The organism is Streptomyces sp. NPDC005811 (assembly GCF_040630405.1).
Classification (GTDB): Bacteria; Actinomycetota; Actinomycetes; order Streptomycetales; family Streptomycetaceae; genus Streptomyces.
Map to the genome: position 1 here is coordinate 56,667 of NZ_JBEXXK010000043.1, position 25,605 is coordinate 82,271.

A 25,605-nucleotide genomic window follows, 5' to 3' on the forward strand; every position below is an offset into this window, starting at 1 on the left:
ACTCCGAAGTTCTTGCGAACCCGGCAGGGCAAGTGGGGCCTCATGCTCCTCGTCCTGGTCCTCGCAGTCGCCGTCATCGGCCCGTTGACGGCGAACTCCATCAGCGCGCCCGTCGGGGTGCCGGGCGCGCCGCCCGGTCCGGGCGCGCCCCTCGGCACCGACTTCCTCGGGCGGGACGTGCTCAGTCGTGCCCTGGCCGGCGGTGTGGCGATCCTGTGGGTCTCGGCGCTCGCGGTCGTCGGCACCTATGTCCTCGGTGTGGGGGTGGGCACCGTGGCCGGCATGACCTCGCGGGGATGGGTCGATCAGCTGCTGATGCGAGGGGTCGACCTCTTCGTTGCGTTCCCGCCCATGCTGCTCCTCCTGGTCCTCATCACGGGCACGGGCGGCGCGGCACCGGCCGTGGTGATCGGGATCGTGCTCGTGCTGTTCCCCGGTGTCGCCCGCGTCACGCGCGCCGCGACGCTGGAGGTGTCGAGGACCGGTTACGTCGAAGCCGCTGTGGCCCGGGGAGAGAGGCCCGGAGGGCTGATCGTCCACGAGGTCCTTCCGAACATTCTGCCGACGATCGCCGCCGACGCCGGGGTGCGCTCGCCCTCCGCGGTCTTTCTCGTCGCGAGCCTCAACTTCCTGGGAGTCGGTGCGAGTCCGCCCGATGCCAACTGGGCGCTGATGATCACTGAGAACCGGTCGGTCATGGCGACCAACATGCTTTCCGTGCTCGTACCGGCGGCGTTGCTGGCGGTCCTGGCGATCTCCGTGAACCTGATCGCCGACGCCGTCGTGCAGACCGCCGGACGATCGGGTGATGTCGCATGAGGGTCGGTAACCGCAGAGAAACCGAACGAGGACGAACCTTGTCATATGCAGAGGTCTCACCGGATCCCGCTTCCGGTACCGAGCCGCCCGGCGCACAGGGCCAGGGCGTGCAGAACCCGGGACTCCGAGTCGAAGGTCTGGACATCAGGCTCGGATCGGGCGCGGTGATCGTCGACGGGGTCGATCTGGAGATCGACCGGGGGGAGATCCTCGGGATCGTGGGGGAATCCGGTTCGGGCAAGACCACGATGGCGTTGGGGCTGCTCGGGTATGCGGCGCCAGGGGTCCACATCGCCCATGGCCGGTTGACGGTCGGCGGAGAGACGGTGCCCCTGGGTGAGTCGATGCGTTCCCGGCGGGGCAAACTGATCTCCTACATACCCCAGGAGCCGGGCCGGGCGTTGAATCCGGCCTTCCGTGTCGGTCAGGTCATCGAGGACGTGCTTGACCAGCATCGCGTGGGGGCCGGTGGCCAGCACACGAAACGCGTCGTGGCTCAACTGCGGGCCGTGGGCCTGCCTGCCACGCGGGAGTTCACGCGGCGCTTTCCCCATCAGCTCTCCGGCGGACAGCAGCAACGGGTGTCCATCGGTGTCGCGCTGTCCTGTGAACCTGTCGTCGTGGTGCTCGACGAACCGACCACGGGACTGGACGTCGTCACCCAGGCGACGATTCTGGACGAACTGCTTCGGCTTCGGGATGTACACGGAATCTCGATGGTCTTCGTCACGCACGACATCGGGGTCGTGTCGCGGATCGCGGACCGGATCGCGGTCATGTACGCCGGCCGGATCGTGGAGGTGGGGCCTACGGGGGATGTTCTGTCCCACCCCAGGCACCCTTACACCCGGGCCTTGGTGGCCGCGAGCCCGGACCCGACCGCGCCGGGCGGGCTCGAGCCGATCCCTGGTGTCGCCCCGGGGCTCTCCGAGCGCCCGACAGGGTGCTCGTTCGCCCCACGCTGCCGGATGGCCACTGCGGAGTGCTCGGACGAGTCGCCCGAGCCCACGCCCGTCCGCCCCGGACACGACGTGCGCTGCTTCCACTGGCGCCGCGCCGCCCCGCCGACAGTCACTCGCGACCGGACGGAAGCAGGTGAGACGAGAGTGGACTCGGCCCCGGTGCTCGTACTCGACTCGGTCACCGCCGAGCACCGGTCCCGACGCGAGGTCGTCACTGCGGCGAAGCACGTAAGCTTCGCCATCGCGCCGGGGGCCTGCGTGGCACTGCTGGGTGAATCGGGCTCCGGTAAGAGCACACTGGCCCGCGCGATCGCGGGATTGCATCCGCCGGCGTCGGGGCGCGTCCTGCTCGACGGAATCGAACTGCCAGGCCACGCAAGACAGCGCACTCCCGAACAGCGCCGGCGTATCCAGATGGTCTTCCAGCACTCGGCGGAAGCCCTCAATCCACGGCGGACGGTCGAGGAATCACTCACCCGCCCCGCGCACCTGCTGCTCGGTCAGGACCGGTCGACGGCTCGGACAGAGGCCTTGAGCCGCCTCGACCAGGTGCGTCTGCCGCACAGCATGGCGAAGCGCTATCCCAGTGAGCTCTCGGGCGGCGAGCGCCAGCGCGTGGCAATCGCCCGTAGCCTCGTCGCGAGGCCGGACGTGCTGCTGTGTGACGAGATCACCTCGGCCCTGGATGTCTCGGTACAGGCCGCGGTGCTCGAGCTGCTTCGTGAGCTGCGCCGTGAGCTGGGTCTGTCGATGCTCTTCATCACACACGACCTGGGCGTGGTCGCGACGATCGCGGACGAGGTCCTGGTCCTGCAGACCGGCGATATCTGTGAACGCGGTCCGACGGCGAGCGTACTGCGGGAGCCTGCCCACCCTTACACTCGTCGGCTGCTGGAGGCAGCCCCGACGATCGGAAACCGGGCATTTGACTGAGTCTTTTCCCCTGACCGGGTGCAAAGCTAACAGGCGTAGGAACGAGGAAGGGCGTCCGCAGCACCATGTCCGACATGAACAGAACCGAGGTCGTGCCCGGCGGCGTTCTCCAGGAACTCGCGCGTGCCAGCTCGGAGCTCCCGCGTGAGGTTTTCCTGGTGTTCGATGACGTCGAGCACACGTTCAGTGAAGTGTATGCCGAGGTCATGTCCATGGGTCGGGGTCTGCGCGAGGCAGGCGTAGCGAAGGGCGACCGCGCCCTCATCATGATGCCCAACCGTATCGAGGCCGTCTGGAGCTGGTTCGGTCTGCATGCCGCCGGGGCCGTCGACGGTCCGGCCTCAGTGGAGGCCAAGGGTGCGTCGCTGCAGCATCTGGTGACCGATCTCGCGCCCCGTGTCGCGATCGGCGCGGCCGAACTGCTGAGGCGCGTCGCGGAGACCGTCCCCGGTCACGGAATCGAACTGGCGGTCGTCCTCGATGGCGAGGCCGATCCTGAGCCGCTGGGGCCAGGTGTTCGCCATCACACGTTCGATGACGTACTGGCGCGCGGCCGAACCGATTCCGCGGACCTGGCTCGGCCCCAGCCCGACGAACTCGCCACCATCATGTACTCGTCGGGTTCGTCGGGGCCGCCGAAGGGGGTGATGCTGTCGCACGGCTACTACGCGAACATCCCGATGGCGCACCACGAAGCGATCGCCCTGAGCCCGGGTGAGGTCATGTACTGCGCTCAGCCGCTGTGCCACATCGATCCGCGCATGGCCGTCCTGGACGTCTTGTATGAGCGGTGCCGACTGGTCCTGGCGAGTTCGTTCAGCGCCAGCCGGTTCTGGAGCGAGGTGGAACGCCACGACGCCGACGTGTTCTGTTTCATCGGGGCGATGCTTCCCCTTGTCTTCAAGCAGCCGGCCAACCCGTCCGGGCCGGGCCGTCGCCGTCGCGGACTGGGCTCCGCCATCCCCAAATCCATCCACGACCCCTTCACGGAGCGGTTCAACGTGGAGCTGTTGGAGGGCTACGGGATGACGGAGGCGCCGGCCGTCTGCAACCAGTACCCAGGGGAAGGCACTCCGGGCAACGTGGGCCGACCGCTGCCGGGTGTGGAACTCTGTGTGGCAGACCGTTTCGGTGTCGCGGTCGCTGATGGGGAGGTGGGCGAACTCCTGGTCCGCCCGACCCGTCCGCACGCGGTGATGATGGGCTACTGGCGCAGGCCCGAGGCGACAGTCGAGGCCTGGCGGGGCCTGTGGATGCACACCGGTGACCTCGCCCGACGGCGGACGGACGGTACGTACGAGTACGTGGGCCGTCTGAAGGACTCCATCCGCCGCCGTGGCGAGAACGTGTCGGCCTGGGAGGTGGAGCGGGTGGCCCTGACACATCCGCTGGTCCTGGAGGCGGCCGCGATCGGTGTCCCCTCCGAAGTGGGCGAGGAGGACGTGGCGCTCGTCATCGTTCCCCATCGTGACGGACCGCCCGACCCGAGGCAGCTGCGCAGTCACGTTGCGGCCGATCTGCCGCGTTACGCGGTACCGCGGTTCATCGACATCGTCGATTCGCTGCCGAAGACACCGTCGGAGCGAGTGGCCAAGGCGGTGCTGAGGGAGCGGGGTCTCACGAGCAGGGTGTACGACGCCGAGCGAGATCGTGAAGCCACCGCCCGGTCCACTCCGGCGAGAGACGCCGGGGGCGCCCGCACCTGATGTGGGGCCAGGCGCACGGGGCGACGGGTTCGGTGTCCCGAAGCGCGCACTGGAGGTTGTTCTCATGCCGAGGCACAGGACGCTGGCTCCTGTGTGCTGTGCCCCGGTCGATGACCTTGACCGGGGCACAGCACGTACAGGCGCTGGTTTCGCACCGTGCCTGTGCGGGACGATCAGGGCCCGACCGACAGGACCGTGCGGCCCACCGTCTTCGATCCGTCTCCGTAGGTGACGACGCCGAGGTAGATTTCACCGCGCTGGGCTCCGGTCCAGCTCACGCTGACGTCGGCCGCGGAGCCGGCGGCGACTCGCTGGACGGCCGGTTTCGTCGTGGTACGCGGGCCGGGGCCCCCTTGACCGACCTTCCAGACACGCAGGGTGTACGGCTGCTGGGTCACGCCTTCCGGGAGCGCGAACTGCACGACGTAGATGTCGTAGTCGCCGGGCGGCAGATCGGCGTGCTCGTCCGAGCCGGAGCCCGGCCAGGGGCCGACGAGCTGGCCCGACTTGTCGAAGGCGTACAGGTCGAGGTCGCTTCCGGGCAGGTGGTCCGTGGCGGATATGGCGACTCGGGTGAACGGGGCGTTCTCCGGCACATGGATGTGCGTCTTGGCGACCGCGTCCGAGGCGGGGGGCAGACCGGGGAAGTCCGACTGTTCGGTCCCGTAGAGCGTGCCGGTGATCCGGCTGTCGGCGTTCAGCTCGGCTCGCGCCGTGAGTTCGCCGTTCCAGCTCACGTGCGACGTCACGGTCACCGAGTCGTGGCCGACGACGTCAACCTCCTTCGGGGTGCCGAACAACGCGGCACGTAGGGCTATTTGGCTGGTCACGCGGTGCTGGCTGTGGGCGTCGCTCCAGGTCAGTGTCCCGAACTCCCACTGGCCGAGCTGTGCCCGCGTACGCGTGAACGTCACCTTGTACGTGGCCGACGCGCCAGGTGCGAGGGAGAGACGCCTCGGGGTGACCTCGGCCTTGTAGCCGACCGGAGTGTGCAGCTTGGCCTGGTACGTGGCGGATGTGGAGGAGACGTTCTTGACGGTGCGAGTCACCGTCTGACGGCCGTACAGGTCGCCAACCGAGATCGTCGGATAGTTGAGGTCGCTGGGGTCCGTCTTCGGCGCACCGGAACAGGTGTCGGCCTCGTCCTGGCCCGAGAACCCGATACTGCAGAGATACGCTGTCCAGTTCTCGGCGGTGGAGTCGTAGACCAGGCCGGGATCGGCGGCGAGCCTGGCCCGGGGAGTGCCGGCGCCAAAGTCCAGTGGTGTGGCGGGGACGGTATCGGGGCTGTCGCCCGACCCCCGTGAGAGTGGTTCGCCCGTGTTGTCGGTGGTCGTCGCCGTCGTCATGAGCGCCGACTTGACTTCCATGGGCGACCAGTTCGGGTGGAGGGATTTCAGAAGGGCGGCGAGCCCCGCAATCTGCGGGGTCGCGGCGGAGGTGCCGCCCATGAAGCCGAACTGGCCCAGGTCGTGGTTGGCGCCGCCGGGCACCGTGCCCGAGGCGACCATGTCACCCGGCGTAGTGATGTCGGGCTTGAGCAGGTCCCCGCCGCTGAAGGGATCGGGGCCGCTGGACGAGAAGCCGGTGATGACTGGGGCCTGGACGTGCGCGCTGGCTGTGGGGGTGAACGTGGCGGTGGCGCCAGGGCTGGCGGCGTACTTCTTGATTGCGTCCCGGCTGTCCTTGCCGAGCATGATCGTGGGGAATTGGGGTTCCTGCCACGTGTCCTGTGCACTGGTGGGCGTGTTGACCATGATCACGCCCACGGCGCCAGATGCCCTCAGAGCGTCGTAACGGTCCTGGTAGGTGAACCCGGTGCTGCCGCGGTCGCAGACAATGATCTTCCCTCTGGCCAGGCCGGGATCCAGTGTGTCCGGTGCGCAGAGTGCCGCCGCCGCCGGGTCGGCTTCCCTGCTGCGCGCGTCGACGGCGTTCACCAGCGGAGTCGTGGGAACGCCGATGGTGAGGGCCGGCGTCGTGAAGCGGCGGCCGTCACCGAGGACGAGGGATGCTGTGTAGCGGGTGTCATGGGTCTCCGCGGCGACAGTGGTGATCCAGGGAGCGGTGTTCTCCACCGTGTTGGGGCCGCTGTTGCCTGCGGCGGCGGAGACGAACACGCCCGCTTTCGTGGCGTTGAACATGGCTTCCATGGAAGTGGCGCTCGGTAGCCCACCTCCGATGGAGTAACTGATGACGTCCACCCCGTCCGCCACGGCGCGATCGATCGCCGCGGCGGTGTTCACGTCTCCGCAGCCGTTGCTCCAGCATGCCTTGTACACGGCCAGCCTGGCCGCCGGCGCCACACCGCTGATCGTGCCGCTGACATTGGCACCGGGAATTGTCGCGGGGGTGTCGTAGTCACCCGCGGCGGTGGTACTGGTGTGGGTGCCGTGCATGTCCATGTCGCGTGGGGACGGGACATCGGTCGGCTGAGGGTCCGGCATGTCGGCACGGAACCAGGCGGCTCCGATCACCTTGTTGTTGCAGGTGACCTTGTGCTGGGGCGCGCTGTCGTCGCCTTCGTCGCAACTGCCCTTCCACTTCCTGGCGATGACATCCGCGTCCGGACGGGGTTCCGGGAGCGGGGCGAGCAGTGGGTTCCCAGGGTCGAATCCGGTGTCGATCACACCGATGATCATTCCCTCACCCGCGTGGGCGCCTCCGCCTGACTTCGACCACAGGCCGTTCTTCCCGGACAGGCCGAGGAAGCGAGGTATGTCAGGTACTGGCGCGGTGGTCGTCCGTCCGGGTGCTGACCGAGGGGAAACGCTGACGGTCGCGGTCTGTGTGAAGCGGGGTGTGTCGGCTGTCCCGGACCGCTTGACTGGGGATGTGTGGGTCGTCTCCGGGGCCGCGGCCGGGTGGCTGGTAGTGGACCGCGTGACCGACATGACGCCGGGGCTGCCGGCCAGCTTCGCTGCCTGCTTAGCGGTGAGCCGGGCCGCGAAACCGTTGAGCGTGTACACGTAGTTGTAGAGGGCTTTCACGCCGTGCACGCTCTCCAGGACCGTGTCTCGCCGCTCCTTCAGGTGCCGCAGATAGCTTCTGACCGCGCTAGACGTGCTGTCGAGGCGGCTGCCCGGCTGAGGCGCGGTACGCCTCAGTCCGTGCAGGCCGCCTTTGTACGAGGCGACCGGGGCGTCCGCGAGCTGCACCACGTAGGTTCCGGCGCTGAAGCCGCCGTTCGGCTGATTCTCGTCTGCTTGGGCGGCGTGGGCTGGCACGGACAGGACGGACAACGTGAGGGCTGTGGCGAGCAGAGCGGTCCGAAGCCCAGCGGCAGTCTGACCGGATGGCTGTTGATGCGTCAATTCTCTTCCTGACGAGCATATGTGGGGGAAACCCGGTGTCACAGGCGAGAGCTTCCTGGGCTCTCGCGAGTCCGGTCTCGTGGGTGGGTTCACGTAGGGCGCGGCTGAGGAGGGAGGAACGCCTTCGGCCGCACGGGGGCCGAGTGGGCCGTCGGTGTGGCGACGGCTGGGACGGCAACCAGAGCGATCCCTCGCAGGTGTCCAATTAACTCATGCGAGTGAGTTAATTGGACTCTAGCAGCCCACGCAGGACAAATGGAGGCATGCCCTCCTGATCGCCTGGAAAAGATGATCGTCGGCGAGCTGGGACCCTGCGTACGGGCGGAGTCAGGAGGTGCCCGTCACCCGCTCCTGGCCCGTGTACACGTTCATGGAAGTGCCGCGAAGGAAGCCGACCAGCGTGAGACCGCTTTCGGCCGCGAGATCGACGGCCAGGGAGGACGGCGCGGAGACGGCGGCGAGCATCGGGATGCCCGCCATCAGTGCCTTCTGCGCCAACTCGAAGGAGGCTCGGCCGCTGACCATGAGAACGGTGCCACGCAGCGGCAGCAGGCCGGTGCGCAGGGCATGTCCCACGACCTTGTCGACGGCGTTGTGCCGGCCCACGTCCTCACGCAGGCACAGCAACTCGCCCTCAGCGCTGAAGAGGCCGGCCGCGTGCAGTCCGCCCGTACTGTCGAAGACGCGCTGTGCCGCGCGCAGTCTTGCGGGCAACGCAGTGAGCTTCTCGGGACTGATGCGCAGCCGGTCTTCGTCCACGCGCCAAGAAGCCGTGGTGCGCACCGCCTCCAGGCTGGCCTTGCCGCACAGCCCGCAGGACGACGTGGTGTAGAAGTTTCGTTCCAGCGAGGCGTCCGGGGGCGCGACGCCCGCAGCCAGGACGACGTCGACGATGTTGTATGTGTTGGCGCCGTCAGCCGTGGCGCCGGCGCAGTACCGGATTCCGGCGATCTCCTCGCTGGCGCGGACGACCCCCTCGCTCACGAGGAATCCGGCCGCGAGGTCGAAGTCGTGGCCTGGAGTGCGCATGGTCACCGTCAGAGGTCGCCCCCCGACCCGTATCTCCATCGGCTCTTCCACGGCCAGAGTGTCCGGCCAGTGCGCGGCCGTGCCGTCGCGGACACGAAGGACGCGGCGTCGCGCGGTCACCCGGCCCATGCGCCTGCCCCCTCCCCGACCGGCTCCAGCCGTACGATGACGCCTTTGGAGGTGGGCGTGTTGCTGATGTCGGCGACGCTGTCGAGGGGGACCAGGACGTTGGTCTCGGGGTAGTACGCGGCGGCGGAACCGGGCGTCGTCGGGTAGGAGACAACCCGGAAGCCTGGTGCGCGGCGTTCCACACCGTCCTGCCAGACACCGACCAGATCGACCTCGCTACGGTCCGCGATTCTCAGGACCTCCAGGTCGGCGGGGTTGACCAGGACGACCCTGCGTGCGTTGGAGATGCCCCGGTAGCGGTCGTTCATGGCGTAGGGGATGGTGTTCCACTGGTCGTGCGAGCGCAGCGTCTGGAGGATCAGGTGCCCCTCGGGGGCCTGGAGCATCTCGAAGGCATTGCGAGTGAAGACGGCCTTGCCGCTTGCCGTGGGAAACCGTCTCTCGTTCACGGGGTTCGGCAGCCGGAAGCCGCCGGGTCGGGCCACGCGGGCGTTGAAGTCCTCGAAGCCCGGGACGACACGCGCGATGCGGTCCCGTACGGTGCCGTAGTCGGCCTCGAACTCCGCCCATGGAATGGCCGGCCGGTCCTCGAGGGTCAGCCGGGCCAGACGGCTGATGATGGCCACCTCGCTGAGCAGGTGGGGTGAGGCCGGGGCGAGCCGACCGCGGGAGGCGTGCACCTCGCTCATCGAGTCCTCGACCGTGACGAACTGCTCCCCACCCGCCTGGATGTCGCGGTCGCTCCGGCCGAGAGTCGGCAGGATGAGCGCAGTGTCGCCGCAGACCGTGTGGGATCGGTTCAGCTTGGTCGAGATGTGCGTGGTGATCCGACAGCGCCGCATCGCCCTCTCGGTGACCTCGCTGTCCGGGGTGGCCCGGACGAAGTTGCCGGCTACGCCGAGAAAGAACTTGGCCTGTCCGTCACGCATCGCCCGGATCGCGTCCACCGAGTCCAGACCGTGCTGGGCGGGCGGGGCGAAGCCGAACTCGCGCTCCAGTGCGTCGAGGAAGGATTGGGGCATCCGCTCCCATATGCCCATCGTGCGGTCGCCCTGCACGTTGCTGTGACCGCGCACGGGGCATACACCGGCACCGGGCTTGCCGATGTTGCCGCGCAGCAGGAGGAAATTGACGATCTCACGGATCGTCGGGACGCCGTGCTTGTGCTGGGTCAGCCCCATGGCCCAGCACACGATGATCTTCTCGCTGTTCAGGACTCGACGGTGGACCTGTTCGATCTCCTCGCGGGTCAGCCCGGTGGCCGCGAGCACATCCGGCCAGGACATCTTCCGTGCGTGGCTGGCGAAGTCGTCGAAGCCGGTGGTGTGCCTGCTGATGAAGGCGTGGTCGAGGACCGTCCCCGGACGCTCGTCCTCTGCCTGCAGCAACAGCAGGTTGAGCGCCTGGAACAGAGCCAGGTCTCCGCCGGGGCGGATCTGGAGGAACTGGTCGGCGATGGCGGTTCCGCGGCCGATTACGCCACGGGCCTTCTGGGGGTGCTTGAACCGCAATAGGCCCGCTTCTGGCAGCGGGTTCACGGCCACGATCTGTCCGCCGTTGCGCTTGGTCTCCTCCAGCGCGGAGAGCATGCGTGGGTGGTTCGTCCCCGGGTTCTGTCCTACGACGAGGACCAGATCCGCGTCGTAGAGGTCCTGCAGACTCACGCTGCCCTTGCCGATGCCCAGTGTCTGGTTCAGGGCGGAACCGCTGGACTCGTGGCACATGTTGGAGCAGTCGGGCAGGTTGTTCGTGCCGAAGGCGCGGGCGAAGAGCTGGAGGAGGAACGCAGCCTCGTTGCCCACCCGCCCGGAGGTGTAGAAGAGTGCTTCGTCTGGCGAGTCGAGGGCGCGCAGCTCATCTGCGAGCAGGGCCAGCGCCTCGTCCCATCCGATCGGCGCGTAGTGGTCCGAGCCGGGACGCTTGACCATGGGCTCGGTGAGCCGACCCTGCTGGTTGAGCCAGTAGTCGGACTTCCCGCCCAGCTCGGAGATCGGGTGCCGCCGGAAGAACTCCGCGGTGACGCGGCGCGAGGTCGCCTCGTCACTGATGTGCTTGGCGCCGTTCTCGCAGTACTCGTTGAGGTGCCGCTGCCCTGCGGCTGGTTCGGGCCAGGCGCAGCCCGGGCAGTCGAAGCCCTTGGCCTGGTTGATGTTCAGCAGTGTCAGCGCGGTACGCCGCACCGAGGTCTGGCCGAGGGAGTACTGGAGGGCGTGTGTCACCGCCGGCACTCCGGTGGCCCATGCCTTGGGGGGAGTGACGGACAGACGCTCGTCCTCGGGGTCTTCGATTGTGCTCATCGTGCGGTATCCATTCCCTTCACGGCGTGGGTGGACGTGGCGGCACTCCGGCACGGAGTCGCTGAACCTCTGGGCGGGCGGGCGAGAGTGAAGGAACGGAACGCACCTGCCGTACAGGCACTTTCACCGGTTTCCGTCAGTGGCGTCAAAGTGGTCTTCGCAATGATCTGATAGGTGTGGCCTATCAGATCGCGCATGGTGGTCTCGGATGGCGATCTGGTTGGCTTGCGCGGCCGGAGTCAGTACACCGATGATGTGCTGCTGCGCCGGCTCGAACACCTCGTCGCTCTGGCCCGTGAGCGTCATTCGCCCGTGCCGCCGGGTCGTGTCATGTCTCCCAGCCCGCTCTGTCCGAGGGTTTGCGGAAGCTGAGGAAGAACTGAAGGTCTCCCTGGTGCGCAGGGAGCGGAGGTTCGAGGGGCTGACACCCGAGGGACCGCACATGGTGGCGGCCATGCGGAGCGGACTCAGCGGCCGGTTGCGCGTCGGTTCCGTACCCACCGTGGTCTCCCTGCTGATCGAGCTTCTGCACCCGACATCCGCTCGTCACCGTCCAGGTTCAGACGTACCTGCGCACCACGGAAGTGGTCGAGCCGAGGAGGTCGCCCGGCGGTTCGACTACGTCCCTCTGTATCGCGAGCGGTACGTCCTGCCGACGTGATCGGCCGTCGGCGCCGGCGGCTGAACGAGATCACCTGGACAGCGGCAGCCGCTCTGCCTCCTCGGCCCGGTCATGCAGGGACGCCGGGTGCTGGACGGTGTCTTTGAGGAGATCGGCGCCTTGGTGCGGCCCAGGTGAGACAGAGGTCGCCTCCCCCTTCGCGCACGTCAGGACGGACCGTTGGGCCGGCATCGTGCCCCACTCTTGGCTGCACGTCTTCGGGGTGCTCGCGGGAATGCAGGCGGTGCCCCTGACCGGGCCTGCACGCACACACCGCATTGGGCTCGTGGTGGCCCGGCGGGATCCCGCATCGCACATGGCCCGGATGCTGGTCGACAACGCCCACAGCACGGACGTCGCCGCGATCCTCGAACAGTTGCCGGACACTCCGATGCAGGACGGGACAGGTGAGTGTCGTGTCCCCGGCTGGGGACCTGTCCGCGAGGTGGGGGAGCCCCACGGTGAGGGGAGGCTTGCGGGTTCCCCCAACCGGGCATCGATCGCTGCGCCCACACAGGCACCTATTCCGTGCGGGTGTCTAGTGGATGGCCGGGGACCCGGCGGCCGCCGGATCCCGCTCGCGCGATGTGGATGGAGGTGGTGGCGTGCAGACGCTGGACAACGGCCCGGTGATCGTGATCGGGGCGGGACTGGCGGGGCTGACAGCCGCCCGGAAACTGCGACAGGCCGGTGTCGAGGTGATCGTGCTCGAGGTCGGGGACCAGGTCGGCGGCAGGGCCCTGACCACCACTGACGGCTGGTGCGCAGGTCAGTACGCCGACCACGGCGGAGAGATCATCGACCGCAGCTACCACGCGCTGACCACGCTCTGCGGCGAGCTCGGCGTGGAACTCTCGCAGCCGTTGGCGTACGGGCGTCCGGAACCCGAGGACCTCTCGCTCGTCGAGGGCTACCTGCGGGTCGGACGCTTCCTGGTCGACGGAGGGGTCATCGCCCAGGAAGAGGCCGCGCGAGCGGCGGCCGACATTCGGGCAGCGGCCCAGGCGCACCCGCCCCAGCACCATGAGATTGTGGAGCAGTGGGTACGCAGGTCCAGGCTCTCGACGGTCCCCGCCGCCGCGGTGCGCAGCGTATCGCGCATGCTGACCCAGCTGGACCCCTGGGACTGCGACGTCCACTACATCTTCGGTACGCCCAGCGCGGACTTCCGCCGCGTTATCGGGGGCACCCAGCGGCTCGCGTTCGCTCTGGCCGAGGGCCTGGACATCCGACTCAACCAGACGGTCGCACGGGTGCGGCGCGTCGGGGGCGTCACCGTGGAGACCGAAGACGGCACCACCTACACCGGCAGCAGGGTGATCTGCGCGGCCGGGCCGTTCGCCATGCTCACGATCGGCTTCGACCCGCCGCTGCCGGAGGAGAAGGTGGCCACGGCGATGTCCCTCCTGCCGGCGATGGCGGGCAAGGTCCTCGCGCAGTACGCCGAGGGAGACGCGGTGCGGGAGGCCTTCGGCTCCATCGTCTACACCGATGGAGCCATCAACTCGGCTTGGGTGGGCAGCATGCACCTCTCGGAAGGGCCGGCGATCGTGGCCGCCTTCATCAACGGTGAGGGGCGGGGAGTCCTGGCCGACGAGGAGGCGTCGCTCAGGATGGTCGACGATCTAGTGGTGAAGGCGACCGGCGGCCCGGTGACCCGGCTGCACGGCGAGGTCAAGAACTGGTGGGCCGACCCCATCGCGAAGGGGGTGACCGTCATGCCGTCGGCCGCAGCACGCACCACAATCGCCAGTGTCCTGTCAGCGGTGGAGCACCGCACCCACCTGGCCGGCGACTACACCGACGGCCCGATGTCGGGAACTCTCGAGGCGGCTGTGCGCTCCGGGATACGCGCTGCGGACGAGATACTCCGCTCTCCCCGGCGGTACCACGCCGACCTGATCGACGAAAGGCTGTCTCGCGCATGAGCACGATCGTGATCGGAGCCGGTCTCGCCGGCCTCTTCGCCGCCCGCAGCCTCGCCCATGGTGGTGAGGACGTTGTCGTCCTCGAAGCCACTCCGCATCTCGGCGGCCGTACACGGGGTGACCGAGAGTCGCTCGCGTACGGGCAGGTCGCCGACCTCGGAGCGTCGTGGCTGGACATCGGCCAGGACACCCTGCTCTCGTTCTGCCTGGAGCATGACGTGCGGCTCAGGCCCCGCGTCGCGCTCTTCCCCAAGGGCCCGGACCAGAGGTACAGCGGTGCCTCAATCCTGTTGGGGAACCTGGTCACCGATGGACAGCGGGTGGATGCAGGGGAGCGCTCCGCGATGGCATGGGAGGTGCTGGACGCCCTCGATGCCGCGCCTCCTTCGGGCGCCGAGACGCTCACGGCCTGGGCACGGCGTGTTGGGCTGTCGGTGAAGTCCCGTCACGCGTACGTCATGCAGGCCGGATTCAACCCTGTAACCCGCGGTGATCTCGTTTCCTCGTGGCACGTGCACCCAGGGGACATCGGGCGACTGTGCTGGCTGCTTGCTGACGGGACCGACTCGATTGCGCGCACTGCGTCGGCTGGACTGGACATTCGGTTCAGCACCCCGGTCCGCGTGGTGACACGGGCGGGCCGGGGATATCGGGTCCTCACCGACACGGGTGACTTCACCGCGGATCGCGTCGTCGTCACCGCTTCGGTTCAGGCCACCCGCAGGATCGGATTCGACCCCGTGCTGCCCTCCTGGAAGATCGAGGCCCTGCTGGGCACCCCCATGGCACAGGGAGGCAAGGTCGTCGCGCAGTACCGCGACGGCGGCCGCATCCTGGACGCTGCAGGCCCCAGCACGATGACCGACAGCCCGGTCAGCATGTTCTGGCTCAAGTCCGGCCCCGAGGACACGGTGATCGCCCTCGGTACCGTCGCGGACACCGGCGACGGGAGGCTCGACGATGCCGCCGCCACCCTGACCGACCTTGACCGCCAGATCGAGGCGATGACCGGGGTGACGCCCTCACGCGTAGGCGGCGTCGTGCAGAACTGGACGACTGAGGAGTTCGTGGGAGGCGTGGTGAACCTCGGCACCGGCGGATTCGCGCGCCGTGCCGCACTCGGCGCCGCTGTGGGCGGCGTCCACTTCGCCGGCGAGGCGACCGGGGAATGGGCCAGCGCCATGGAAGGCGCCGCGCGTTCCGGACAGCGCGTCGCCGACGAGATCCTGCAGAAGATCCGTGCCCGTCGCCCCGCCCCGGAGGTACTCGTATGACGACTCAAGTGATCGTCTGGGGGCTGGGGAAACTGGGACGGCTCGCTGTAGAGGCCTGTGCGCGGGAGCCACGCCTGGCACCCGTCGCGGTCGTCACCAGACGGCCGGCGCAGGCCGGCCCGCTGCCGCCGGGCATCGCGGTCTTCGACGACCTCGCCGGAGCGGCTGAACGCTTCCCCGACGCCGTTGTCGTGCACACGAACCATGCCGTGGCGGATGAACTCGCGCACGCGCTGGAGAACTGCGCGAACCTCGGGCTCGACGTGGTGACGAGCTCGGGCCTGTTCCATCCAGCCACCCAACTGACCGACGGAGGGAAGGCCCTCGACAGTGCCGCGAGATCCCGCGGCACACGGATCGCCACGGCAGGGCTCCAACCGGGCTTCGTCTTCGACGTGCTGCCCGCGCTGCTGCTGCAGATGGCGCCGGGCTGGCGGCGGCTGACGATCGTCAAACCGTCCGACGCGCGGTCGTGGCCCCGGGAGAACCGGCACATGCAGGGCATCGGCGAGTCTCCCGCGGACCTGGAGCGCGAGACCCCCTACCCGCTCGGTGCGTCCGCCCATCTGATCGGGGAGGCGGTGGGGCGCCGCGTCGAGCACCTCCACGAGGCGCGACGGGCGCTGACGTCCGAACACGACGTACGGCTCGACGACGAGACGATCCCGGCGGGTCTGGCGTGCGGCTTCCGCCACGAGTGCGTCGCCGAGCTCGAGGGCGGCCGGCAGGTCACGCTGGTCTGGGAACCCACCGTGGCCCACGCCGAGAACCTGGACCTCGCCCTCAGGATCGTGGTCGACGGCGATTCGTGGCTGCGCGCGACCGTGGACGGGGCGTTCACCGCGGACCCGTACCCCGGGACGGTCGCCCGCATGCTGAGCGTCGCCTCGGCGGCGCGGAGGCTTGCTCCGGGACTGCACCGGGTCATCGACGTGGGGCTTGCCTGGGACTGACCGGAGATCGGGAGCGGCGGCGAGGGGGCCGGTGCTGCGCGGTGACATCCACCAGTGCTTCAGAGCCTTTGTGCGGTTCGACGCTCGTTTCCGGCTGAGTGCGAGAGGCGATCAGGGCCCGCCGGCTCTCGGGCGGCGGGGAAATCTGCCAGGCGGCGGCACCAACAGCGCGGCCCGTTGTGCGCGGGGTGTCGGTGACCGCGGCGCCCCGGCGAGCCGCGGTGTCAGTTCACTCCCGCTCCTTGTACCTGCACTGCGACCATGCGAGCAGGCCGACGACCAGGGCCACCGCCAGAGCACCGGAGAGTGCGATGAGGAGGAGCCGAGTCGTGTGTCGGGTGCGGCGCGCGGCTTGCCGTTCCCTCTCGCGTGCCTCGAAAGCGGCTGTGAGGAAAGCCCGTTCCAGAGCGGTGAGAGCGGGATCGTTTCGGTAGTCCGGGAAAAGCTCTTCCAACTGGGCCAGGCGCCTGCCTCGGAACAGGGCGTCGGGGTCGTTGTCGTGCTCAAGCCATCCATGGGCGGCTTCGGCGAGCTGTCGAAGACGGACCATACGTTCACGGTTCTCCTCGATCCAGCCGTGGAACCGGGGCCAGTAGCTGATCAGGGCCTCGTGGGCGATGCGGACGCCGTCCTCGCCGGCTGTCAGCAGTCGAGCGTGGATCATTTGCTCCACCACTGTCCGCACGTCGGGGTCGTCCCAAGCGTCGAGTTCGGCTCGAACGAGTGGGCGTGGGGTATCGGCGGTTCCGCGCCCTGGCTGGATCATTCGGAGCAGCGTGCTCTGCGCGGCTCGCTGCTGGGATGGGTCCAGTTGTCCGTACACGCCCTCGGCATTCGCCGCGATCGAGGCGCGCAGCCCGCCGATCGCCTCGTACGCGACCCTGGTCAGCATGCGTCCCTGGCGCCGGCGCCAGGTCTCTAACATGGCGTGCGAGAGCAGCGGAAGGGCTCCGGGCCGATCGAGGACGTCCTCGACGATCAGGTTGGTCAGTGACCGCTCCACGAGTACACCTTCCGCCATCGCGGGCTTGACGACGGCGTCCCGCAATTCCTCCCTGGTCATGGGGCCGACGAGTAGTCCGGCGCCGTGCAGCGCGCCCGCGAGGCCTAGGTGCTCGGAGCAGCGGGCATAGAAGTCCGCGCGTATGGCGATGAGCACGCGCAGGCTGCTGTCGGGATCCAGGGAGGCGAGCAGCAGGTCGATGAAGCGGGCCCGTTCAGCCGTTTCCTGGCACAGGCTGAAGATCTCCTCGAACTGGTCCACCACCACCCAGATCTCCCGCCCATCCTCTGCTGGCGCCAGGAGATGCCCGTACGTCGTGGCGGGTCTGTCCCCTGGGGTGAGTAACCGAAGCGATGTCGGATTCCCCCGGGCTGCTATCTCCCTTCGCAGGGACGGGATCAGGCCGGCTCGTAACAGGGAGGACTTGCCGCTGCCGGATTGACCGAACACAGCTGCGAACCTGTGCTCGCACACCAGCTCTTGGAGTTGCTCCAGCATTCGGTCCCGGCCGAAGAACAGGTCGTGATCGTCCGGTTCGAATCGTGCGAGGCCCCGATAAGGGGCAGGGTCGTCCTCCCCGACAAGTACAGGTAACTCTGCGGCGGCTGCCTCGGCGGTCTTCCACTGCTGTTCCCATGCGGAGGGGTCGCCGCCGCACGCCCTTACATACGCCTGAAAGACGGCAAACGACGGCAGCCGTTCTCCGCCCGCCGCTTGCGACAGCGCCGACGCAGAGAATCCGGCGCTTCCGGCCATGGTCCGGTACGACGGGCTGCCACCATCCCTTCGTAGTTTACGCAGTTCGTCGGCAAGGCGCTGCACCGCGCCGGCCGCCGGGTCCAGCGGTTTTTCGGGACGTCCCATAGGGCCACCTACCTCTGTCTTCTGCATTCCGAATGAAACGACGATCGCGATTCACGACGACGGCATGGATGCCTCGTTGGGCCGTGCCTTCGGTGAATCGGGTGTCCTTGGTACGGCGGGTGGGGTCGTGCCGTCGCTCTCGCAAGGGAAGTGCGCCGATGCCAGGCTGAACCCCAGAACAGGTTGATTAGGCGCAGGCGCTTGGGTTGCTGATCAAATCCGCACCTTCTAGCGTCAGTGGAGCCCAAAGATGATCACGTCGCCCTGGGTGGCACGCACCGGCACGGTGGACCGCCTTAGATCTGCTGTTGAGTGGCGGGCAGACCCGTGGACGCCACGAGGTCGTCATTTGGCATCCTCCTGGACAGGCAAAGTAAGGGACCATCACGTGATTTCGCGTACGACGATTACCCGCGCGGCCGTAGTCGGGGCGCTGAGCATGTCCTCGATGTTGGCACTCGTCTCACCGGCGAATGCCGCGGCCAACATCAGAGGCGTCGAGCCGTTCAACACCGACAAGCTGCTGATGAGTCTCTGCACCGGTTCGACATCACAGCAGTACTGGCTCATCAACGTACAGACCGGCGAGCTCAAGAAGTCGAATGCGTTCGAGGCCTCGCACCTCAACGCACTCTCGGCCAACTGGGAGGCGTTCGAGGGCTCCTGCAGCTACCCCGAGTCCTCCAGCTGGACCTGGACCGGTCCGGAGACCAAGGTCAGCAACACCCTCGTGAACTGCAGCTCCGGCTCCCAGCTGAGTCAGAACCTCCAGACGAACGGGAGCACGACAAGCACCGAAACCAACAGCGTCAGCGGCTCGTTCGGCTTCGACTGGAACGCAATCAAGGACGTCCTGCACATACAGGCCGGCGGTGCCTACGAACACACCTGGTCGTACGCCAAGGCGAAGGGCTGGTCCACCACCACTGGCATCACTGTCCCGCCCAGGCGAGTGGGATGGCTGACCTTGCGCCCGGAGATGCGCACCGTGCGCAGCAACCCCAGATTCACCGTCTCGAAGTACCGCTGGGGTGCGTCGGGCGGCGGACTGGTCACCACTACCACCTGGCGCGGTCGCGACTCCAGCTACAAAACCATCCTCTCCACGGGCGCCTACTACGACGCCAAGGCCAACGTGATCAACCCCGACGGCACACCGAAGGGTCAGAATGTGGCCCGCGACCGCGCGGTGGCCAGCTCCGACCACTGCTGATGGGACGGGAAGCGGAGCGGAAGCCCAGCGTCAGGGAGCCGCCAGGTTGATCGGACCTTGTGCGGGATCGCGTAGTACATTGCGCAATCCCGCACCAGCGTGCCGTTCTGCCGTGTCAGCGCTTGGTGTAGACGAAGCCTACCGTTGTACCCACCCTGTGAGTCCGTCGTCGCCGTTATGTCACCTGCTCCGGTAATCGGTTCGGGCGAACTGAACGTAAGGGACGGGGGCGACGGTAGCCCGGATCTCCCAGAGCCTGTGTTCCTCGACCTGCGGCTTCGCCGAGTTCGGTTGCTCGCCCCAGACGACGACCACCTCGGTCCCGGGCGCAGCGTGCTCCTTGGCGATCGTGGCCAGGGAGACCATGGCTCGCTCGTTGGCGATGTAGCCGCAGTCCAGCGATATTCCGATCTGCTCGCCGTTCAGCAGGACCTGATCCTCCTGGTGCAACGCATATCGGATCTTGGGCAGGTCGAAGTACTTCGCTCCGGGCCCGTCGCCGAGCAGTGACCCCATCGCGGCGGTGACGTCGTCGTCGTTCCAGACGAGGGTGACCTTGGTACGCGGCGGGTTCTTCGCCAGTTCCTCGAGGGCGGCACGGCCGACGAATTCGTGGTCGAACTTGATGTTGCGGTCGTAGCCGATGTCGTAGGGCGTCAGGTAGTAGTCGGAGATGTCGCTCGAGTCCACGCTGCCACCGATGGCGCCGATGGCCACGGCGGGTAGCCACTCCCGGTACTCATTGAGTAGCGGAGCGTCGTCGAAGATTGCAGGGATCGGCGCCGGCACCCAGCCCGACTCAAGGTTGGCGGTCGAGTACGCTTTCGCCCCAGCCCGGACGAGTCCGTGGTCCTGCCCTGCCGCCAGAAGGGCATCGAGGACTGCCTCGCCCTCCTCCCACGGCCCGAACAGTTCGAACCCGGGCTGTCCTGCCATGCCGTGGCGCAAGCCACGGACGGTGCGGCTGGCGATGGAGAAGTCGGCCATGTTGAAGAACTTGGTCTCCGGCAGCGGCCGCCCGGTGGCCTGTTGAAGGACAGCCGCGGCCTTTGGGCCCTGAAGCTCGTAGCGGTAGAACTTCGGCGGCCCGGAGGTCCTGACGGCGGAGTTCTCATCGCGTTCGGCGGTGACCTCGTAGTTTGCACGCTCGACGTGGAACAGCACCCAGTCGATCACCATCGGGTGCCCGACGAGATCGAACACTTCCTCCTCCAGGTGGAAGAGGATCGCATCGCCTATCAACTGACCATCCGGGTTCACGGCCACGAACTGCTTGGCCTTGCCGACTCCGAAGCCGGCGAAGCTGTTCACTCCCAGTCCGGTGAGCACCGTCAGAGCATCGGGGCCCTTGAGGAAAAGGTCGACCATGTGGTGTGACTGGTCCAGTAGGGCGCAGGACTCCGCCCAGGCACGCTGCTCGGAGCGCCAGTTGGTGAATTCGGGTACGACGGGGAACGTGTGGGCACGTGCGGGGCTGTTACGCAGGAGGTCTACCGGGTTCCCCACGCGCTCGATGGCCGCCGCCAGACTTTCGAAAGTCATGATCGTCGAAAGACCTTTCCTCAGGGCAGTGTGGGTCGGGGCGCATCGCCGACGAGGTCGATGAAGCAGCGTCACTCGGGCGGGCTCCGAACCTGGCGACGACCGTACGACAGTCAGCGCGATCAAGAATCGTACGGATGACCCAACACTTCTCGGCCGAGCGTCGCGTGCCCACTGGACAAATGATGTAGGACGCCTTGGGTTAACGGGTCCTAACAAAGGCGTTGGACGTGGCGGTGGGTGATGAGGCAGCAGGCGAGCTTGAGGAGTGCTTCGTGGATGTCGGCTCTGCGTTCCCACCGGATGCGAAGGCGTCGGAAGCCGTGGAGCCACGCGGATGGGTGGGCCACGCAGCGAGGTTCTCACCGGGGCGAGTCCTTTTCCGCGCGGCCTCCCGCCGAACCGGACATGACGGTTTCCCTGTCATCCGGCTCTCCAATGATTACGGCGTGAATGGTTTGGCAGGCCGTTCTGAGTGGATGCGGTCGTGGCAGGTATCGCATGCCACGACAGTTTTGCGACGCCGATGCAGCATGACGCGCGCCCAGTCAGAGGTCTGCATGTTGCGCACCAGCCGAAGGAAACGCCTATCTCGGATCTTCTCGCCAAGAATTGAGAGCAGGATCTGATGATCCAGGCTCCCGAAGCAGTCGGCAATATCACCCTCGATAAACCAGGCAGTTCCGGTCCAGGTATGGGCCACCTCGCGCAGTGCGGTGTGGCAGCCCTTCTTGGGCCGGAACCCGTGGGAGCGGTCGGAAAAGGTCGGCTCGTAGTACGCCTCCAGTAAGAGGCGCACGACTTCACCGACAAGCTTGTCCGACCATGTCGGCAATCCAAGTGGCCGCGTGGTTCCGTTCTTCTTTGGGATATTCACGCGGCGTACCGGACGGAACCGGTAGCGCTCGTGGCGCATCGCATCAATGATGCGTCCGATCTTCCGCTGGGACATGCCGTCCACTGTTTCCTTCGTGACTCCGGGCGTCATCGCACCGTGGTTGGCGTAGATGCGCCCATAAGCCAGTAGATACAACTGCGGGTTGAACAGTTGCCGATACAGTTCGTCACACGGCAGACCACGCCTGCCGCGCTCACGCAGGACACCCAGCACCGTTTCGGCTCTCTGCATTTCGCATACCTCCCGAGTCTCGGTGTCCGAATCACCTGGCCCCCTTCGCCCGATGTGAACGGCTTTCCCGTCCTCCCTGACCGGTCGTTACTCCGGCGACTACTACGGGGCCTCCGTCGCCATAGGACTTGCGTCCCTTAGGCGATCCCACGTTCGTCTCTGCTTGTACGTTCTAGCGCGATGTAAGCGTCCCACTCATCTCCTTGAATGCCCTCGCTGGGCATCGCTCCACGTTCCGGAGGTGCACCGGATAACGATCGAGTCCAGTGCAGAGCGTGGCGCCGGTTTCAGTCGTCTTTCCGGCGGATGAGAGCTTGCATCTTCTGGAGATTGGGTTTCAAACAATCCAGTCTTCGCCATATCGCGCGGGCCGCCCAGCACACCGTCTCCGACAACTGAGCCCGGTTACTGGTTTTCTGACATGCTGTTGTCCCCTTCACCTTTCGGATCCAGGTAAGTCATCCGGCCCAGAAACCTCCTTCCGAGTTCCTCCCGGCTGAACCAGGGATACAAACAGGGCGCCTTGTGGCGCACATCGTGCGCTCGACGACGTAGCGGAAGGTGCCCAGGCCGGTGCCGTGCGGCTCGCCTCGCTTCGCGATCACGGGTCGGATCCCGCGCTGCCAGAGCAGGCGGCGGTACTTGTCGTGGTCGTAGCCGCGGTCGGCCAGCAGCGCGTCGGGCCGTCGGGCGCGGTCTGCCGACCCGGCCCGCGATCGCCGGGATCTTGTCGAGCAGGGGCAGGAGCCGGGTGACGTCGTTGCGGTTGCCGCCGGTCAGCGACACCGCGAGCGGGATGCCCTGCCCGTCGACGATGAGGTGGTGCTTGCTGCCGGGCCGTGCACGGTCGACCGGGCTGGGTCCGCTTTGGGGCCGCGTCGGGCAGCCCTGACGTGGGAGGAGTCGATCACCGCCCGCGACCAGTCCAGCTTGTCCTTCGACCGCAGCTTCTCCGGCAGCAGCACATGCAGCTGGTCCCAGACGTCGGCCTCGTTCCAGGCCGCCAGACGCCGCCAGCAGGTCACCCCCGAACCGAAGCCCAGCTCCTGGGGCAGGTACTCCCACTGGATACCGGTGCGCAGGACGAACAGGATCCCGCACAGCGCCTGCCGGTCCGGCACTCGAGGTCTGCCCTCGACCAGCTTCGGCGCCGGCACGGGCAGCAGCGGCACGATCAGCGACCACAGTTCATCCGACACGATCCACGGCCGCGACTGACGTTTCCCCACGACCAGACCAACGACAGGCCACACCGATAGTCACATGATCAACAGCTTTTGTGGGGCCAGTTAGTACTCCAGCTGTAGATCGCGATCTTCATGTCTGGGATGTAGCTTGTCGCCGGTCATGGCTGGTGAGGGATCGCTGCTGATGGAGCCGCCGCCAGTGCGACCAGCGAAGCCGGTGGGCCAGGTCGTGGCGGGGCTGGACGGTGACCGTGATGAACAGGCGCTGGATCTCGTTGCAGGACAGCGGGACCAGGCCGTCCAGGGCGGGGCTGCGGGCGTGTTCGTCGGCACGGACTACCGCGAGGAAGGCGTGGGCCAGCATCGCGAGGGTGACCCAGCGGGTCCAAGAGCGGTAGCGGCGGACCTGGTGCTCGTCGAGTCCCGCCAGCCCTTTCTCAGCCTGGAAGGTTTCTTCCACACGCCACCTTGAACCAGCGGTCTTGACCAGCACAGCCAGCGGGGCTGGACCGGTGGAGTGGCAGCGGTAATAGGCGAGTTCGCCGGTGGTCCGGCTGCGGCGGATCAGGAGCTGGTGGCTGCCAGGCGTCGGCTCGACGAGGTCGACGACGGCCCAGTCGTAGAACCGGTGTCCCTTCGCACCGCATCCCGCGGAGAGCTTCTGCCAGGCCCGCTTCGGCACCTTCTTCACCAGGACATCGGCACGGAACCTCCCTGCACTTGTGGCCATTTCGGCCGAGCAGGCCACGGCGAGGACATAGCCGATGCCGCGCTCCTCCAGCGCCGCGCGCAGTCTCGGGTTGCCGCCATAGACCTCGTCACCCGTGACCCAGCCGACACGGTGTCCGGCATCCCAGAACCGTTCGATCATCCTGAGGGCCAGGTCCGGCTTGGTCGCGAAGACGGTGTCCTCGGCGAGCCCTGCCGCCCGGCAGCGATCCGGATCGCTCGTCCAGGAACGCGGAATGTACAACTCCCGGTCCACCGCCGCGTGTCCCCGGGCGCCGGCATAGACGAGGTAGACCGCGACCTGGGCGTTCTCAATCCGTCCGGCTGTGCCGGTGTACTGGCGCTGGACCCCAACGGTGTGGACGCCCTTCTTCACGTCGCCGGTCTCGTCGACGACGAGCACCGCGGCTTCGTCGTGGAGGTGGTCGACGACGTATTCGCGCACGTCGTCGCGGACGGCCTCGGCATCCCAGGCGGCCCGGCACAACAGATGCTGCATACCGTGCGGGCTGGCCTCCCCGACCCACTCGGCGATCGTCCAGCAGTTTTTGCGGGGCAGGTCCGACAGCAGGCCCAGCACCAGCCGCCCGGCTCGTAGGCGGGGTTCGTATCGGGCGAACCGGCCCGCGATGCGGCCCATGGCCGCCGCGAACGCCTCCCGCCAACGGGCCGGATCTATGCTGTGACCTGCGGCCACCATCTCATCGTCAGTCCACACAGCTCACGATGATCAACGGTGGCCGCACTCGTCCACCCACCGGACTCGGCCGGCACCATCACACTCTACGAGCGTTCGGTGAGCAACTCCGCCAGGCGGTCGGTGAATTCGGTGAGCCAGTCCAGCTGTGGTCCACTGCGGGCAATACGAAAACCGTGGCGGCGGCCCCAGAACGCAGCCTGGACGGCATGGAACTGTGCCCACCGCTGAACGCGTTCACGGTCGACTTCCGCGGCCTCGGCGAAGACGTCCAATACACGGTGGACAGCCTTGTGCAGGTCGTCCGCTTCGAGGAGCTTCAGTGCGCGGGACTTCAGCAGTGTGCCGCCGTCGTAGGCGGGATCTCCCGCGTACCCCTTGGGATCGACAGCCAGCCACGGCTCTCGGCCGGCACGCAGGATGTTCCGCGCATGGAGGTCGCCATGGATGAGGGTGTCCGGCTGGGCCCGGCCCAGCTCCCGAACGGTCGCCACGGCGGCACCCAGCACCTGGCGCGGCAATGCATGTGGCAGCTCCTCGGCGTCCTTGCACAGCTGCTCCTCCCAGGCATCGGCCTGCTCACACAGCCGGGGCAGGCCGGGCGGTGCAGGGATGGCCAGGCGGCGATTGAGCCGCCCGGCGACCCTCACCACCTCGTCGCCGTCCTCGACCTCTGCCAGGGTCGACGGCTGAACCCGCTCCAGCAGCATTGCGAACCGCTCGTCGTCGCGCTCATGCAGCAGGACGGCGCCGCACCCGCCCCACGCAACGAACGCATCCGGCTCATGGACGTTTCCGGGATGCGGAAACGACACCTTCAGCACGGCGCTCTGCTCAGCCCGCCGCCGCACTGGAACGATGACGCCGACGCCCCCGTGTATGACCTCGCCATCCGGGGTGCACCCCCAGCGCCCCAGCAATTCCTCCACGATCCCGGGCAGATCGGCGAGCCACGCCGCCCCGACCTCCCCCTCGCGGTCGACAGTGCTCTGTGCGAACTCCTCTGGCATCGCGATCATCCCGGCACCCTACGCGCCAGCCCACCGCCGCCACCAAGCCCAAGCCGGCCGCTGCCGCCCGGCAGACCGCGCACTACGAAGATCGCGATCTACAGCTGGAGTATTAGGAAGCAGCCGTACACCTCGCCAGCCAAGCCGCCGAAGTCGGTCGCGCGTCCAGAGGAGATCCTGGGCTGGCGGAGGGGGAGCGGAGGTGGACGGCGGCAACATCATCGAG

The 25,605-nt window shown here is 67.5% G+C and carries 15 protein-coding genes and 4 pseudogenes; 8 read left to right on the plus strand and 11 right to left on the minus strand.

The genetic code is table 11. The features are described 5' to 3' along the window. Positions 1-12: 12 nt before the first annotated feature. The 3 genes from ABZ490_RS36275 (at position 13) to ABZ490_RS36285 (ending at position 4,420) form a co-directional block, all read left to right on the plus strand. Positions 13-819: an ABC transporter permease gene (locus ABZ490_RS36275; protein ID WP_359000168.1), complete on the plus strand. Its 807-nt coding sequence runs from the start codon at positions 13-15 to the stop codon at positions 817-819. A gap of 38 nt (positions 820-857) precedes the next feature. Continuing rightward, positions 858-2,714, plus strand: a complete 1,857-nt coding sequence (locus tag ABZ490_RS36280; protein ID WP_359000170.1) for an ABC transporter ATP-binding protein — start codon at positions 858-860, stop codon at positions 2,712-2,714. Positions 2,715-2,788: 74 nt separating this feature from the next. Beyond that, positions 2,789-4,420, plus strand: coding sequence for an AMP-binding protein (locus ABZ490_RS36285; protein WP_359000173.1), 1,632 nt, complete (start codon positions 2,789-2,791; stop codon positions 4,418-4,420). 173 nt (positions 4,421-4,593) lie between these two features. Here the strand turns inward: ABZ490_RS36285 and ABZ490_RS36290 are convergent, their stop codons facing one another. From ABZ490_RS36290 to ABZ490_RS36300, 3 genes are all read right to left on the minus strand, one after another. After that, positions 4,594-7,827 carry a S8 family serine peptidase gene (locus ABZ490_RS36290; protein WP_359000176.1) on the minus strand — a complete coding sequence of 1,078 codons (3,234 nt, stop codon included), beginning with the start codon at positions 7,825-7,827 and terminating at the stop codon, positions 4,594-4,596. A 234-nt stretch (positions 7,828-8,061) separates the two neighbouring features. Next, complete coding sequence (gene fdhD / locus ABZ490_RS36295; RefSeq protein ID WP_359000179.1) at positions 8,062-8,892, minus strand: formate dehydrogenase accessory sulfurtransferase FdhD; 831 nt, start codon at positions 8,890-8,892, stop codon at positions 8,062-8,064. Further along, positions 8,880-11,189 carry an FdhF/YdeP family oxidoreductase gene (locus tag ABZ490_RS36300; protein ID WP_359000182.1) on the minus strand — a complete coding sequence of 770 codons (2,310 nt, stop codon included), beginning with the start codon at positions 11,187-11,189 and terminating at the stop codon, positions 8,880-8,882. The genes fdhD and ABZ490_RS36300 overlap by 13 nt, the downstream gene beginning before the upstream one ends. Before the next feature lie 335 nt (positions 11,190-11,524). On the opposite strand from ABZ490_RS36300, the pseudogene ABZ490_RS36305 reads away from it, so the two are divergent. From ABZ490_RS36305 to ABZ490_RS36320, 4 genes and pseudogenes are all read left to right on the plus strand, one after another. Next, a pseudogene (locus tag ABZ490_RS36305) lies at positions 11,525-11,572 on the plus strand (hypothetical protein); the annotation flags it as partial. A gap of 883 nt (positions 11,573-12,455) precedes the next feature. Next, positions 12,456-13,778 carry an NAD(P)/FAD-dependent oxidoreductase gene (locus tag ABZ490_RS36310; protein WP_359000185.1) on the plus strand — a complete coding sequence of 441 codons (1,323 nt, stop codon included), beginning with the start codon at positions 12,456-12,458 and terminating at the stop codon, positions 13,776-13,778. Next, positions 13,775-15,052: an NAD(P)/FAD-dependent oxidoreductase gene (locus ABZ490_RS36315; protein WP_359000188.1), complete on the plus strand. Its 1,278-nt coding sequence runs from the start codon at positions 13,775-13,777 to the stop codon at positions 15,050-15,052. Before ABZ490_RS36310 ends, ABZ490_RS36315 begins: the two co-directional genes overlap by 4 nt. Beyond that, positions 15,049-16,005: a hypothetical protein gene (locus ABZ490_RS36320; RefSeq protein ID WP_359000191.1), complete on the plus strand. Its 957-nt coding sequence runs from the start codon at positions 15,049-15,051 to the stop codon at positions 16,003-16,005. The genes ABZ490_RS36315 and ABZ490_RS36320 overlap by 4 nt, the downstream gene beginning before the upstream one ends. Positions 16,006-16,234: 229 nt before the next feature. Here ABZ490_RS36320 and ABZ490_RS36325 read toward each other — a convergent pair whose 3' ends face one another. Further along, a complete protein-coding gene (locus ABZ490_RS36325; protein WP_359000194.1) occupies positions 16,235-17,872 on the minus strand; it encodes a hypothetical protein in 1,638 nt (545 codons plus the stop codon). Positions 17,873-18,320: 448 nt separating this feature from the next. Here ABZ490_RS36325 and ABZ490_RS36330 point away from each other — a divergent pair, with 448 nt between their 5' ends. Next, complete coding sequence (locus ABZ490_RS36330) at positions 18,321-19,085, plus strand: hypothetical protein (RefSeq protein ID WP_359000197.1); 765 nt, start codon at positions 18,321-18,323, stop codon at positions 19,083-19,085. A 180-nt stretch (positions 19,086-19,265) separates the two neighbouring features. On the opposite strand, the gene ABZ490_RS36335 is transcribed toward ABZ490_RS36330, so the two are convergent. The 7 genes and pseudogenes from ABZ490_RS36335 to ABZ490_RS36365 all read right to left on the minus strand — a co-directional run bounded on the left by ABZ490_RS36335 (position 19,266) and on the right by ABZ490_RS36365 (position 25,388). Continuing rightward, positions 19,266-20,627 (minus strand): aminomethyl transferase family protein, encoded by a 1,362-nt coding sequence (locus ABZ490_RS36335; protein ID WP_359000200.1) that lies wholly within the window; start codon positions 20,625-20,627, stop codon positions 19,266-19,268. Positions 20,628-20,839: 212 nt separating this feature from the next. Then, positions 20,840-20,962: pseudogene (locus ABZ490_RS36340) on the minus strand (IS5/IS1182 family transposase); the annotation flags it as partial. Between the two features lie 107 nt (positions 20,963-21,069). Further along, positions 21,070-21,189: a hypothetical protein gene (locus ABZ490_RS36345; RefSeq protein ID WP_359000269.1), complete on the minus strand. Its 120-nt coding sequence runs from the start codon at positions 21,187-21,189 to the stop codon at positions 21,070-21,072. Further along, a pseudogene (locus ABZ490_RS36350) lies at positions 21,187-21,756 on the minus strand (reverse transcriptase domain-containing protein); the annotation flags it as partial. The pseudogene ABZ490_RS36350 and the gene ABZ490_RS36345, both read right to left, overlap by 3 nt. 536 nt (positions 21,757-22,292) lie before the next feature. Further along, positions 22,293-22,991, minus strand: a pseudogene (locus tag ABZ490_RS36355) (IS5 family transposase); the annotation flags it as partial. A gap of 82 nt (positions 22,992-23,073) precedes the next feature. Further along, entirely contained in the window at positions 23,074-24,312 is a 1,239-nt protein-coding gene (locus ABZ490_RS36360) for an IS701 family transposase (protein ID WP_359000271.1), read from the minus strand. A 143-nt stretch (positions 24,313-24,455) separates the two neighbouring features. Further along, on the minus strand, positions 24,456-25,388 hold the full coding sequence (locus tag ABZ490_RS36365) for an aminoglycoside phosphotransferase family protein (protein ID WP_359000203.1): 933 nt from the start codon (positions 25,386-25,388) through the stop codon (positions 24,456-24,458). Between the last annotated feature and the right edge of the window lie 217 nt (positions 25,389-25,605).